The following is a 13,911-nucleotide window of genomic DNA, read 5'->3' as shown; positions in this document are numbered from 1 at the left end:
CAAACGCTTTAAAGGAGTGTGACATTATGAGTGACATTATGTATCCGGTAAGTTTCGGAAATTTGATGAACCACATTATGACTGAGTACAAGATGTACAATCGTATTTACAATGTAAATAAAATTCATCGTACGAATCATGATCAACGCTTATCTATCTTTGGTAAATCCATTGAAAATCCTGTAGGCCCAGCAGCTGGCCCTAATACACAGTTGGCACAAAACATTGTGGCATCCTATGTAGCTGGTGCTCGTTGCATCGAATTAAAAACCGTACAAATCATGTACGGTGAAGAATTAGGTATTCCTAGACCTTGTATCTACTCTGTAGACGAAGCCTATAACGTAGAGTGGTCTTCTGAATATAGCTGTGATGAAGCTGCTGATGAATATATCAAAGCTTGGTTCGCATTGAAATTAATCTCTAAAGAATTAGGTTTAGGCAATCCAGATGGCTTTTTATTCATCATGAGTGTTGGCTACAACTTGGCTGGTATCAAGAGCCCTATGGTTGATAAATTCATCAACACAATGCGCAGTGCATCTCAATCTCCAATGTGGGATACATGTAAACAATGGTGCCTTGACCACGTAGATGAATTTGAACATATCGATGCTGATTTCATCAACTCTATTGGTGATGAACTTTGTCAAGCAATCACATTGTCCACAATGCATGGTTGCCCAGCAGAAGAAATCGAATCCATTTGTTCTTACCTTATCAGTGAAAAAGGTCTTCACCTATACTTAAAATGCAATCCTACATTGTTAGGTCCAAAACGCATTAGAGAATTATTGGATAACGCTGGCTTTGAGTACATTGACTTTGAAGATCACCAGTTTGAAGTTGACCTTCAATTTGACAAAGCTGTTCCAATGTTAGAACGTCTTATCGCTCTTGGTGAAAAACATAACAAGATTTTTGGCGTTAAATTGACAAATACATTCCCTGTACAAATTCACAACAATGAATTGCCAGGCGAGCAAATGTACATGTCTGGTAAATCCTTATTACCTGTAACAATTGGTGTAGCTGAGCTCCTAAGTGCTCAATTCGGCGAACGTTTACCAATGTCTTACAGCGGCGGTGCCGTAAAACAAAACATCAAAGCTATCTTTGATTGCGGTATCTGGCCGGTAACAGTATGTACAATTCTTCTGCAAGGCGAAGGTTACAATACTTTCAAAGGCTTAGCAGACGAAGTAGAATCTACTGATTACAATGCTGCTTTAAAAGTTCATAAAGAACTTATAGCTAAACTCGCTAAAGATATCGCTGAGAACAAAATTTTCAAAAAGAGCGATGCTATGAAGAAAAAACGTGAAGCAATGCCATCTTTCCCAGGTACACGTAGCTCTGACTACCACTGCCGCGTAGTTTGTGGCGCTTGTGTTCGCGTATGTCCTAATAGATGTAATGAAGTCGTTACTGTAAATGATGCTAAATTGATCGTCCATGTTGATCAAAGCTGTAATGAGTGTGGTAACTGTGCATGTCATTGCGTAGAACCTTGTCAACCATACAAGGATCGCATTACATTCTTCCACAATGCTGAAGCTTTAGCAGATAGTACAAATGATGGTTTCTACATCAAAGGCACTAGCTGTGGTTATCGCTTCAAAGGTGAAGAAGCCGTATGTGACATTGATGCATTACCTAAAGAATTGAAAGGAGTTGTACATGCCTTCTGTAAAGAGCATGTGTACTATGTATCATGATTATCATACAACAAGGGGAATTGGTCTTAGCTGATCGAATCCTTACCGGAGATTTATTAATTGATGGCGACAAAATTGTCACCATCGATGAACACGTTCCTGTTCCAGAAGGGGCTAAAGTAATTGATGCAAAAGGTTGCTACGTATTCCCAGGATTTATAGATCCTCATACGCACTTTCAAATGACCAATACTTTAGCATCGACTGCGGATGATTTTGATAGTGGTACGAAGGCTGCTATACTTGGTGGGACTACTTCAATCATCAATTTTGCTTCTCCCGAGGATGGCTCCCTTTGTAAAGGTTTAGAAGTTCACAAGGAGCGTGCCGCAGGGCGCTGCTCCTGTGACTACAAATTCCATATGGAGCTTGTAGAAATGAATGAAGAGGTATCTCATGAAATACCAAAGGTTGTAGAAGCTGGTGTATCGTCTTTTAAAGTGTACCTAGCGTATGGCTTCCGTTTAACAGATCGAGAAATTTATGATGCTATTGAAGCTATAAAACCAACGGGGGCGCTTGTAGGGGCTCACTGTGAAAACGGTGATCTTATCGATGCCTTTGTAGCAGATAAACGTAAACGTGGTGAATTAGATGTAGACAATCATCCACTCACAAGACCGGCCATGATTGAATCGGAAGCGATTAAGCGATTTAGTACAATTGGTGCTGCATTAGAGTATCCCGTGCATATTGTGCATGTAAGTTCTAAAGAAGGTGTAGATGAAGTTCTACGTGAGCGGGCATTAGGACATCAAGTCACTTGTGAAACATGTCCACAGTATTTGGTGCTTGATGAATCACGATATAAATTACCTGATTTTGAAGGGGTTAAATTTGTGATGAGTCCTCCACTTAGAACGATACGAGATCAAATGGCATTGAAGGATGCACTAGTAAATGGTGTTTTTCAAACCATTGGTTCCGACCATTGTAGCTTTACCTTTAATGATCAAAAATTAAAGAGTCGTCATGACTTTACCCGAATTCCTGGAGGTATTCCTGGAGCCGAAGAACGGGGCATCATTGCTTATGATGTGTTGGTTAACCAATGCAATATGAGCGCTGTAGATTTTATGAAATTAGTTAGTGAAAACCCAGCAAAGCTATATGGCATGTATCCCAAGAAGGGTACATTAGCTGTAGGTAGTGATGGGGATATAACAATTGTAGATAAGCATATAGAACATGTGCTTTCAAAAGAGTCCGCCCATACAAAGGCTGACTATATACCTTACGAAGGAATATCTGTAACTGGCAAGGTTCGAGATGTTATCCTTAGAGGTCACCATGTGGTACAAGATGGATCCTTAACAGAATCGTATCTTGGTGAATGTATTCCTTAATGAGAGGAGGGCTATATATGTACCGCTTTCAAGTGAATGGCACCCAATATGAGGTTCAAGAGGATCAACGTTTAATTGATTTCTTGCGATCTGATTTAAAGTTGACGGGCACTAAGGAAGGTTGTAGTGCTGGTGCATGTGGTACGTGTACAGTAATTATAGACGGAAAAAAAAGCAAAGGCTTGTGTAAGCAAACTATCTCAATTAGATGGTAAATCAATTGTCACGATTGAAGGTTTATCTGAACGAGAAAAAGCAGTATACACCTATGCTTTTGGTGAATGCGGAGCGGTGCAGTGTGGTTTCTGTATACCAGGTATGATTATTAGTGCAAAAGTATTGATTGACGAAAATAATGACCCTACACCTGACGATGTTAAAAAGGCGATATTAGGTAATATTTGCCGTTGTACAGGCTATGTAAAAATTGAAGAGGGCATTATGTTAGCTGCAAAAATGTTCCGTGAGAACTTACCAGTTCCAGAAAAGGATACAAATGGTAATGTAGGCGCTCGTTTACACCGTGTAGATGCTGAGGAAAAAGCATTAGGTACTGGACAATATGCTGATGATATCTATATGGATGGCATGATTTATGCCAAAGCATTGCGTTCTAAATACCCACGAGCTAGAGTTGATCGTGTTGATGTATCTAAAGCTCTTGAACATCCAGCGTGTGTAACGGCATTGACCGCTAAGGATGTACCATTCAATAAGACTGGTCATTTAGTACCGGATTGGGATGTACTTATCGCCGAAGGTGATATTACACGTTATGTAGGCGATGCAATTGCATTGGTAGCAACTACTGAGAAGAAGTATCTAGATGAAGTATTGGCTTTAGTTGAAGTTGATTATACTGAATTAGAACCTATACTAGATCCATTGGAAGCGCTAAAACCAGATGCTCCTCAATTACATCCAGAGGGAAATGTATTGTCTCGTCAAACGTTATCTCGTGGCGATGTAGATAAGGCTATTGCAGAGGCTGCTTTTGTAGTAACAAATCATTATTCCACGCCTCAAACCGACCATGCATTTATGGAACCAGAATGTGCCGTTGCATATCGTGAGGGAGACGAAATTCATCTGTATTCAGGTAGCCAAAATGTTTATGATGATCGGCGTGAAGTTGCTCGTATGCTTGGCATTCCAAATGAATCTGTAAAGGTTCATAGCATGCTCGTAGGTGGTGGCTTTGGTGGTAAAGAGGATATGACCGTACAGCATCATGCATCTCTCGTAGCTTGGCTTACAGGTAAACCAACTAAGGTTCTATTCTCTCGTCAAGAAAGTCTTAATATCCATACTAAACGTCATGCGATGGAAATGGATATTACAACAGCTTGTGATGCAGAAGGTAATCTGGTAGCAAGTAAGGTAAATATCGTTTCTAATTGTGGCGCGTATGCATCTTTAGGTGGTCCTGTACTTCAACGTGCTGGTACTCATTCTTGTGGCCCTTATCACTTTGATAATTTTGCCTTTGATGGTGTATGTGTTTATACAAATACTGTTCCTGGTGGTGCATTCCGTGGGTTTGGCGTAACACAAACTATCTTTGGTCAAGAGCAAAATATTGATGAATTAGCTGCGTTGGTAGGCATGGATCCTTGGGAATTCCGCTATAAAAATGTTGTACGCCCTGGTGACTCATTACCAAACGGCCAAATTTGTTCCAAAGAAACCGCTTTAGTAGAATGTTTGGAAGCTGTAAAAGATGCATATTATGCCTCTGATCGTACTGGTCTTGCGGTATGTTTGAAAAATAGTGGTATTGGTGTAGGACTACCTGATACGGGTCGTGTTATTTTAGAAGTACGTGATGGTAAAGTTCGTATTCGTACGGGTGCTGCTTGTATTGGTCAAGGCATGGCTACTATGGCAACACAAGTACTTTGTGAAACAACAGGCTTAACGGCGGATAAAGTATTTGTAGAACGTCCTGATACAGTACGCACACCAGATTCTGGTACAACTACTGCATCTCGCCAAACGCTCTTTACCGGTGAAGCAACGCGCAAAGCAAGTCTTCGCTTAAAAGAAATGTTAGATTCTAAAACATTAGAAGAACTGAATGGCGTAGAGATTTATGAAGAGTTCCTCGGTGAAACAGATCCATTTAATTCTGATAAATCGCATCCAAAAAATCACGTTGCCTATGGTTATGGTGCATGTGTAGCAACAATTGGTGAAGACAATAAGGTTGCTAATTTACATGTAGCATACGATGTAGGTCGTGTAGTGAACCCTCAATCCTGTACAGGTCAGGCCGAAGGTGGTGCCATTATGGGAATGGGTTATGCAGTTACAGAAGACTTCCCTTATAAAGAAGGGTATGTAACATCTAAATACGGTACGCTAGGACTTCTTAGAGCTACCCAATGTCCTCCAATTCATGTAAGTCTTATCGAAAAAGGGACACCAGAACAATATGCATACGGAGCTAAAGGTATTGGCGAAATCTCTAGCATTCCGATTGCACCGGCTATTGCAAATGCGTATCGTCGTATCGACGGAGAACCACGTAGGTCCTTGCCGATTAAACATACAGGTTATAAAAAATAGAATATTTGCTTAATGGTAGGGGCTTTTGCCCCTAGCCATCAAGGTTCCCACGTGAAGTCGATGAGATTTCTAAACTCTATCATGTACGATAGTATGACTATATTGTTTAACTAGTAACTAAAACGTAAGATATGAGGTGATTCTTATGAGTAAAGGTGCATCTGGTGTCGACCATGTAGATGGTATGCTGCCAATCCCGCAGTTATTCGCTTATGGTTTACAGCACGTTCTGGCTATGTATGCTGGGGCAGTAGCTGTACCAATTATTATTGCACAAGCTATGCATTTGCCAATTGAAGATTTAATTCGTTTGATTACAGCTGACTTATTTACATGTGGTGTAGCTACATTGATTCAAACATTAGGATTCGGACCAGTTGGCGGGCGTATTCCTCTTATTCAAGGTGTTACATTTGCTTCTGTAGGCCCTATGATTATGATTGGTCAACAGCATGATATCAATACGATTTACGGTGCGATTATCGTAGCTGGTCTCTTTACATTCCTTGTGGCACCATTTTTCAGTCGTTTGATTCGGCTATTCCCACCTGTAGTAACAGGTACTATCATTACTATTATTGGTATCAACTTGATGCCAGTAGCTGTTAACTGGATGGGGGGTGGCGTAGGCAATAAAAACTTTGGCGATCCACTATACATAGCTCTTGGTGTAGCTACATTTGTTCTCGTTATATTAACTTATCGATTTGGTAAAGGTTTCCTTGGTAATTTGGCAATCTTAGTTGGCCTTATTCTCGGTACAGCCTTAGCTATGATTGTTGGTATTACAGATTTTTCAGAGGTAGGACGTTCTCAATGGATTTCTGTTGTAACACCATTCTATTTTGGTCTTCCAACCTTTGACTTTGCTTCTATTGTATCTATGATTATTGTAATGCTCGTAGTTATGGTAGAAACAACTGGTGATAGTATTGCGGTAGGTGAAATTGTAGATAAACCTATTGGTCAAAATGAATTGGCTGCGGTACTTCGCGCGGATGGCTTGTCTACTATTATTGGTGGTATCCTTAATAGTTTTCCGTATACAGCATTTGCTCAAAACGTAGGTCTTATTGCTGTAACACGTGTTAAGAGTCGTTTCGTTGTAGCAGCATCTGGTGTAATTTTAATTTTATTAGGCCTTTTCCCTAAATTAGCCGCTATCGTAGCTTGTATTCCAAATGCTGTACTAGGGGGCGCAGGGATTGCTATGTTCGGCATGATTATCGCCAGTGGGATTCGTTCTCTTGGTAAAGTTAGTTTCGATGGTAACTATAACCTGATGCTAGTTGCCATTAGTATTGGGGTATCCATGATTCCTCTTGCAGCACCTCAATTCTATACACACTTTCCAGCATGGGCTCAAATTCTTTTGAAATCTGGTATCACAGCTGGTAGTATAGTAGCTGTTATTTTAAATGTAATGTTTAATGGTTTTGGTTATAAAACTGTTAACGAACCTAATCGTGCGACTCGTAAATATCGCCACTTCACACGATTCAAAGGTTATCCTAAACATTTCTACCAATAAGATATAGTTAGACGAGTTTACTCTCATGCGATTATATGTATTGTCTCTCACAGTAGAAACCTTGTTAGTATAGGTAAAACATCAATATATATGGTTTCGTTTGTTAAAAAGATCTCACTCTGATTTGGAGTGAGGTCTTTTTTTATGGAATCGTATACTACTTTGGTATATAATTAAATAATATTATTGCAAAGGAGACGCATTATGAAAGACGAGCGATTTATAGTTACATATAGAATAGAAGCGAGTACATATGAAGAAGCAAAATCAATTGCTTGGGCTGTTCAAGTGGAGCAAACTATAGAATTTCCTTATGAGTTTGTAACGGATCCATACATTAAAGAAACTATTACTGGTCGACTAGAATCTCTTGAACCTATAGTAGAAGACTCTCCTTATATCAATGTAGGTGTGATGCCAAATGCTGTAATTGACACCTCTCGTTACTATTTGGCTCGTATTTCATATCACGTAGATACCACGGCCTTAGAGGCTACACAATTTTTAAATGTTGTCTTTGGTAATTCTTCGTTACAGCCACATATTTGGGTAGTAGATATTGAACTATGTCCAACACTTTACGATGTGTTTAAGGGACCACAATTTGGCTTACAAGGAATTCGTCGATTAGTGGAAACCCCGACGCGTCCAATGATTCAAGCCGTTGTAAAGCCGATGGGCACACCGAATGTAGAATTGGCTCGTATGTGTGGCGCTTACACACGTGGTGGTGCAGATGTCATAAAGGATGATCATGGTATTTCTAATCAGTCCTTCTCTCAATATAAAGATCGTGTAAAACGATGTGCTGCTATGGTACAGGAAATGAATGCTGTACATGGTACACATACTTTATATGCTGCAAACGTATCAGGTGATGGTACAGATGTGTTAGAACGCGCTTATTTTGCCAAAGAGGCTGGTGCTACAGCTCTCATGGTGGCTGCAGGTCTCGTTGGTTTCGGTTGGTTACACAAATTAGCTACTGATGAAAACTTACGATTGCCCATTATTCATCATCCAGCTTATTCTGGTGGATTTGTAAGCCCTGGTGTATCTGGAGTAGCTGACTATTTACAACTAGGTTTATTACCTCGTATCTTTGGGGCTGATATGTCAATTTTCGTATCTTATGGTGGACGCTTTACTTTTACAGAGGAACAATGCAAGAGAATTTCCTCTTACATTAAACGACCAATGGGCTTGATGAAAGCAGCTTGCCCGGCACCGGGTGGTGGTGTTACAGATGCTCGTCTTAATGAACTCGTTGAGCTGTACGGAAATGATACTATGTTCCTCGTTGGCGGTGACATGTTCCGTCGAGGACCAGATATTGAGGCTAATATGTCGTACTTTGTAGAGCGTTTGACTAAATTATCTGAAAGAACGTAATAATAGCTTGAATTTAAATGAGTTAATACAATGTTTAACTAAATAACTAAGCTATTGACTTTTACAGAAATAATAGATTTATGATTAAGTATATGGAGTGTTTTGATGAGTGAATCATCACCGTTGGAGGTCCATGTCCTTGCCAGTGGTAGCAAGGGCAATTGTACAGTAATAAAAAAAGGGAACTCTGTCATATTGCATGATGTAGGCATTAGTTGCCGGCGCATTGTCAATGGGTTAAAAGAATTGCATATAGACATGGCTCAGGTGGAGGGCATATTCGTCAGTCATGAACATAGTGATCATATTGCGGGACTACAACAATTACTAAAACGATTTGATCTTCCTGTGTATACGAAGCAGGGCACATGGCGTGAAATTCAAGATAAGTTAATCGTACCGAAGAATCGATTGATTGAGCTTACAAAGGGCAGTTTAACGTTGGGCGGTCTCACCGTAGAGCCGTTTTCGGTAAGTCATGATGCGGCTGATCCAATTGGAATAAATGTGTTTGCTGGGAACGATAAGGCAACTGTTGTTACTGATACAGGTGTGATTTCAGATGATATTTTACGCAGGCTTGATGATACGACGCTGTTAGTGCTAGAGGCAAATTATGATCCGCATATGTTGCGTTTCGGACCCTATCAGCCGTTTTTAAAACAACGTGTGGCTAGTGATGAAGGTCATTTGAGTAATGAAATGGCTGCACAAGCTCTACTCATGATGAAGCGTCCTAATTTTATGCAAGTTATATTGGCTCATCGATCTGAAAATAATAATAACGCTGTCCTTGTTACTCAAACCATTGGTAAAATGCTTGTGGATGGTGGTGTTCGTATTGGACCTGAAATGAAGCTGCAACATGGTCAACCTAATGAAATCGTGTCCATCCAATCTGTGAAGAGGTAAAAATGAGATTTTATGTAGTCTGTATCGGCAAATTGAAGGATGCTTATTTACGTGAGGGCGTAGCAGAGTTTGTGAAACGCATGCGCCCCTATGGTGGCATTACAATTACAGAGCTGAATGAAAGTAAAATTGGAGATAAGCCGAGTAATGCGGATCGCAAACAAGTCGTTGCAGAAGAAGGAGACCGTTTATTAAAAGCGGTCCCTAAAAATGGGTATACCGTATTACTTGACGTGTATGGCAAACCAATGTCCTCTGAAGAACTCGCTAAGACGGTATCTAAACTTGAGGTGGATGGTGTGAGCGATATGGCCTTTATTATTGGCGGTGCCTTTGGGGTGAGTGATACATTACGTCAGACTGCAAATTATAAATTATCCTTTAGCCCTATGACTTTTACACATCAAATGGTTCGATTGTTACTTGTAGAGCAAATATATCGAGCATCAAAAATTAATCGCAATGAACCTTATCATTGGTAGAAGACGTATACCTAAAAATTATTTGTATAATACTTTCAGAAAAAAGGAGTTTTATTATACTGTGGCGAATAGTATAATAAAGCAAGATGTATTTATAAGGAGGAATTCACTATGAAAATCCAAGAAGTAATGAATAAATACCCTGTTACTGTTGGCAAAGATGCGCCGATTTCTGATGTAGCTGATTTATTAGTTAAATATAATTTAACAGCTGTGTCCGTAGTGGATGATGATAATAAGTTGTTAGGTATTATCTCTGAAGGTGATTTACTATACAAAAAGGTACGTCCTCATGTGCCTCATTATGTTAATGTATTAGGCGCTAGCATCTACTACAATGGCATTGGCGAATACAATGCTCAATTCAAAAAATTATTGGCATCTCACGTTCATGAGTTGATGACTGATGAAGTAATTACAACCACACCGGATAAAGATGTAGAAGAAATTGTATCTGTTATGCTTGATCAACATTTGAAAAATGTGCCAGTTGTAGATAAAGAGTATCGTTTGATCGGGATTTTGTCTCGTCGTGACATTATCAAATTGATTGCTAAAGATAACTAATTAGCATAATTATGTAAAATATGTAAAGACCACCCATTTTGGGGTGGTCTTTTAGTGTATATTGAGAAGAATTGCATTGACCTTGCATTTATGTTATTATTAGGAGTGCATAATATACTACAGAAATTTGGGCATATTGCCCTTTGAGGAGGACATATTTTAAATGAAAGCAACTGTAAATCCTGTTGATCAACACGTAGTAACGTTAACTATTGAAGTACCTGCAGCAGAAGTAGATAAGGGCATTAAACAAGCTGTAAAACGCATTGCAGGTCAAGTGAACATCCCTGGCTTCCGTAAAGGACATGCGCCTCGCCGTATTTTGGAAATGAACTTCGGCAAAGAAGCTATCTTGGAAGAAGCATTTGAAGTATTGGCTAGCCAATACTATAGTGCTGCACTTCGTGAAAATGATATCGTGCCTGTATCTGAACCTGAAATCGAACGGGAACAATTCGAAGAAGGCAAAGATTTGATTTTCAAAGCTACTGTAACTAAACGCCCTGAAGTTAAACTTGGCGATTACAAAGGCTTAGAAGCAGAAAAACAAGATGCTACAGTATCTGATGAACAAATCGAAGAACAGTTGAACAATATTCGTGAACAACAAGCAAAAATGGTTGTTGCTGAAGAAGGCGCTACAATTCAAAAAGATGACTTCGCAGTAATCGACTTTGCTGGTTCCGTTGATGGTAAACCTTTTGATGGTGGTGAAGGTAAATCCTACCCACTACAAATCGGTTCTGGTAGCTTCATTCCTGGCTTCGAAGATCAATTAATTGGCGCTAAAGCTGGTGATGATGTAACTGTAAAAGTAACATTCCCTGAAGACTACTTCGTAGCAGAACTTGCTGGTAAAGAAGCAGAATTCAAAACTCATATCCATGATATTAAACGTAAAGAATTGCCTGAATTGAATGATGAATTTGCAAAAGAAGCAAGCTCTTACGAAACTATTGAAGAATTGAAAAAAGATCTTCGCACTAAAATGGAGGAAGAAGCTTCCCGTCGTGCGATCGATACTTACAATGCTGACTTGATTCAAACAGCTGTTAAAAATGCAACTGTAGAAATCCCAGAAGTGATGATTAAAGATCGTGTAGAACAAATGATTCAAGAATTGGCTATGAATATGGAAGGCCGCGGCTTGAAACTTGAAGACTACTTGAAATTCTCCAATAAAACTATCGAAGATTTACGCTCTGAATACAAAGATTCCGCAGCTGAAAACGTACGCGCTGATTTAGTATTGGATGCTATTGCAACTGCTGAAGGTATCGAAGTAACTCCAGATGATATGAACCGTGAAATCTTCATTATGGCTCAAAACTTTGGGGCAGATCCTAAAGAAGTTTGGGATATTATTGCAAAAGAAGGTCGTGTAGCTATGTTGGCAGGCTCTGTAGCTCGCAAAAAAGCAGCTCGATTCATTATTGATAATGCAAAAGGCGCTGAAGCGGCTGAATAATAGTTTGCTCAACTAGGTACATGAAAAGGTGATTACATGTATGTACCAATCGTAGTTGAACAAGGTGAACGCGGAGAGCGTTCCTATGATATTTACTCTCGCTTGTTAAAGGATCGCATTATTTTCCTTGGTGGCCCCATCGATGATAATGTGGCAAATGCGGTTATTGCGCAAATGTTATTCCTGGAAGCAGAGGATCCTGATAAGGATATCCATTTGTACATCAATAGCCCTGGTGGTGTTGTCACTGCCGGTATGGCTATTTATGATACGATGCAATATATAAAACCAGATGTGTCTACTATTTGTGTAGGCTCTGCAGCGAGCATGGGTGCTGTGCTTTTAACAGCTGGCACTAAAGGTAAACGATATGCGTTGCCTCATGCGCGCATCATGATTCACCAACCATTAGGTGGTGTACAAGGACAAGCATCTGAAATTGAAATCCATGCCCGTGAGATTCTTCGCATGCGTGAAGAGTTAAATGGTATCTTAGCTTCTCGCAGTGGACAAGATATTGAAGTAGTAGCTCGCGATACAGATCGCGATAACTTCATGAGTGCTCAGGATGCCGTTGAATACGGCTTAATCGATGAGGTACTCACAAGAGAACCTGTAGAAAGCAAGTAATGGAGGCGCCCCTTGGCAAAAGATAAAGATACTATGCGCTGCAGTTTTTGTGGACGCACAAGCGAAGAAGTCCGCAAATTAGTGGCGGGTCCTAACGTGTATATTTGTGACGAATGCGTTGAAGTTTGTGAACGCATCATTGCAGATGAGTTGGGTGCGGTTGAGACGGACGACTTCAATTTAAAAGAATTGCCAACGCCTAGAGAAATTAAAGCTCATCTTGACGAATATGTTATTGGTCAAGATGATGCTAAAATCTCTTTAGCTGTGGCCGTATATAATCACTACAAACGCTTACAAACAGATAATGTAGTAGATGATGTAGAATTACAAAAGGCTAATGTATTGTTCATTGGTCCTACTGGTAGTGGTAAAACACTATTGGCTCAAACCTTAGCGAAAATGCTAGAAGTACCATTTGCTATTGCAGATGCTACAAGCTTAACTGAAGCTGGGTATGTGGGGGAAGATGTAGAAAACATCCTACTCAAAATTATTCAAGCTGCAGATTATGATATAGCTCGGGCTGAACGTGGCATTATCTATATCGATGAAATCGATAAAATTGCTCGTAAGTCTGAAAATCCTTCTATTACACGTGATGTGTCTGGTGAAGGTGTACAACAAGCATTGCTTAAAATCTTAGAAGGTACCGTTGCTTCTGTTCCTCCTCAAGGTGGTAGAAAGCATCCTAATCAGGAAATGCTTCAAATCGACACTACGAATATTCTCTTTATTTGTGGTGGAGCATTTGATGGTATGGACAAGGTTATTACTAAGCGTACCGCTAAGAAAACACTTGGTTTTGGTGCAGATGTACAGCGTAAAGAAGAACGTAATATATCGGCTATCTTAAAAGATGTTGTACCTGAAGATTTATTAAAATTTGGTTTGATCCCTGAGTTTATTGGACGTTTGCCTGTAATGGTGACATTAGATCAATTAGACAGAGATGCATTAATTCAAATTTTGACAAAGCCTAAAAATGCATTAACAAAACAATATGAAAAAATTCTATCCCTTGATGGTGTAGAGTTAACTTTCACTGAAGATGCATTAGAAGAAATCGCTGATGAAGCATTACAGCGAAAAACAGGTGCTCGTGGTTTGCGTGCTATCATTGAAAAGGTGATGAAACGCGTAATGTTTGAGGTTCCTTCCATGCCGGAAGTAACTAAGTGCATTGTGAATCGTGAATCCGTATTAAGCACAGGTGAACCTATACTCAAAAATGAGGCAGACCAAGACATCCAGTTGAAATCGTAATTCGAAGAAACTCATTTCTGTGTAGGAATGA

The 13,911-nt window shown here is 39.7% G+C and carries 10 protein-coding genes and 1 pseudogene; all 11 read left to right on the top strand.

The annotated features are described in order from the left end of the window. Positions 1-26 precede the first annotated feature (26 nt). The 11 genes and pseudogenes from ACGHIY_RS06375 (at position 27) to clpX (ending at position 13,880) form a co-directional block, all read left to right on the top strand. Positions 27-1,718: a selenate reductase gene (locus ACGHIY_RS06375; protein WP_390525379.1), complete on the top strand. Its 1,692-nt coding sequence runs from the start codon at positions 27-29 to the stop codon at positions 1,716-1,718. Beyond that, on the top strand, positions 1,715-3,064 hold the full coding sequence (hydA, locus tag ACGHIY_RS06370) for a dihydropyrimidinase (protein ID WP_390525378.1): 1,350 nt from the start codon (positions 1,715-1,717) through the stop codon (positions 3,062-3,064). Before ACGHIY_RS06375 ends, hydA begins: the two co-directional genes overlap by 4 nt. A gap of 17 nt (positions 3,065-3,081) precedes the next feature. Further along, positions 3,082-5,632, top strand: a pseudogene (gene xdh, locus ACGHIY_RS06365) (selenium-dependent xanthine dehydrogenase). Positions 5,633-5,777: 145 nt separating this feature from the next. Beyond that, positions 5,778-7,163: a nucleobase:cation symporter-2 family protein gene (locus ACGHIY_RS06360; protein WP_004698561.1), complete on the top strand. Its 1,386-nt coding sequence runs from the start codon at positions 5,778-5,780 to the stop codon at positions 7,161-7,163. A gap of 204 nt (positions 7,164-7,367) precedes the next feature. After that, a complete protein-coding gene (locus ACGHIY_RS06355; protein WP_004698549.1) occupies positions 7,368-8,555 on the top strand; it encodes a RuBisCO large subunit C-terminal-like domain-containing protein in 1,188 nt (395 codons plus the stop codon). 105 nt (positions 8,556-8,660) lie between these two features. Next, positions 8,661-9,467: an MBL fold metallo-hydrolase gene (locus ACGHIY_RS06350; protein ID WP_004698746.1), complete on the top strand. Its 807-nt coding sequence runs from the start codon at positions 8,661-8,663 to the stop codon at positions 9,465-9,467. Between the two features lie 2 nt (positions 9,468-9,469). Then, entirely contained in the window at positions 9,470-9,949 is a 480-nt protein-coding gene (gene rlmH, locus ACGHIY_RS06345; protein WP_390525377.1) for a 23S rRNA (pseudouridine(1915)-N(3))-methyltransferase RlmH, read from the top strand. Between the two features lie 111 nt (positions 9,950-10,060). Beyond that, positions 10,061-10,516, top strand: coding sequence for a CBS domain-containing protein (locus tag ACGHIY_RS06340; protein WP_004696521.1), 456 nt, complete (start codon positions 10,061-10,063; stop codon positions 10,514-10,516). A 163-nt stretch (positions 10,517-10,679) separates the two neighbouring features. Next, positions 10,680-11,984 (top strand): trigger factor, encoded by a 1,305-nt coding sequence (gene tig / locus ACGHIY_RS06335; protein ID WP_390525376.1) that lies wholly within the window; start codon positions 10,680-10,682, stop codon positions 11,982-11,984. Positions 11,985-12,020: 36 nt separating this feature from the next. After that, on the top strand, positions 12,021-12,614 hold the full coding sequence (gene clpP / locus ACGHIY_RS06330; protein WP_004696517.1) for an ATP-dependent Clp endopeptidase proteolytic subunit ClpP: 594 nt from the start codon (positions 12,021-12,023) through the stop codon (positions 12,612-12,614). A gap of 12 nt (positions 12,615-12,626) precedes the next feature. Next, positions 12,627-13,880 carry an ATP-dependent protease ATP-binding subunit ClpX gene (gene clpX / locus ACGHIY_RS06325; protein WP_004698679.1) on the top strand — a complete coding sequence of 418 codons (1,254 nt, stop codon included), beginning with the start codon at positions 12,627-12,629 and terminating at the stop codon, positions 13,878-13,880. Positions 13,881-13,911 lie beyond the last annotated feature (31 nt).

This window comes from Veillonella parvula, assembly GCF_042850485.1.
In the GTDB taxonomy this organism is placed as follows: domain Bacteria; phylum Bacillota; class Negativicutes; order Veillonellales; family Veillonellaceae; genus Veillonella; species Veillonella parvula_Q.
Note: the sequence above shows the minus strand (reverse complement) of the source record. Positions and strands in the feature narration are given on the sequence as shown.

What these genes read in the sequence shown, in the direction of transcription:
- rlmH (WP_390525377.1), top strand. Translation starts at nt 9,470, where the DNA reads ATGAGATTTTATGTAGTCTGTATCGGCAAATTGAAGGATGCTTATTTA.
- ACGHIY_RS06355 (WP_004698549.1), top strand. Translation starts at nt 7,368, where the DNA reads ATGAAAGACGAGCGATTTATAGTTACATATAGAATAGAAGCGAGTACA.
- ACGHIY_RS06360 (WP_004698561.1), top strand. Translation starts at nt 5,778, where the DNA reads ATGAGTAAAGGTGCATCTGGTGTCGACCATGTAGATGGTATGCTGCCA.
- hydA (WP_390525378.1), top strand. Translation starts at nt 1,715, where the DNA reads ATGATTATCATACAACAAGGGGAATTGGTCTTAGCTGATCGAATCCTT.
- tig (WP_390525376.1), top strand. Translation starts at nt 10,680, where the DNA reads ATGAAAGCAACTGTAAATCCTGTTGATCAACACGTAGTAACGTTAACT.
- ACGHIY_RS06375 (WP_390525379.1), top strand. Translation starts at nt 27, where the DNA reads ATGAGTGACATTATGTATCCGGTAAGTTTCGGAAATTTGATGAACCAC.
- ACGHIY_RS06340 (WP_004696521.1), top strand. Translation starts at nt 10,061, where the DNA reads ATGAAAATCCAAGAAGTAATGAATAAATACCCTGTTACTGTTGGCAAA.
- clpP (WP_004696517.1), top strand. Translation starts at nt 12,021, where the DNA reads ATGTATGTACCAATCGTAGTTGAACAAGGTGAACGCGGAGAGCGTTCC.
- ACGHIY_RS06350 (WP_004698746.1), top strand. Translation starts at nt 8,661, where the DNA reads ATGAGTGAATCATCACCGTTGGAGGTCCATGTCCTTGCCAGTGGTAGC.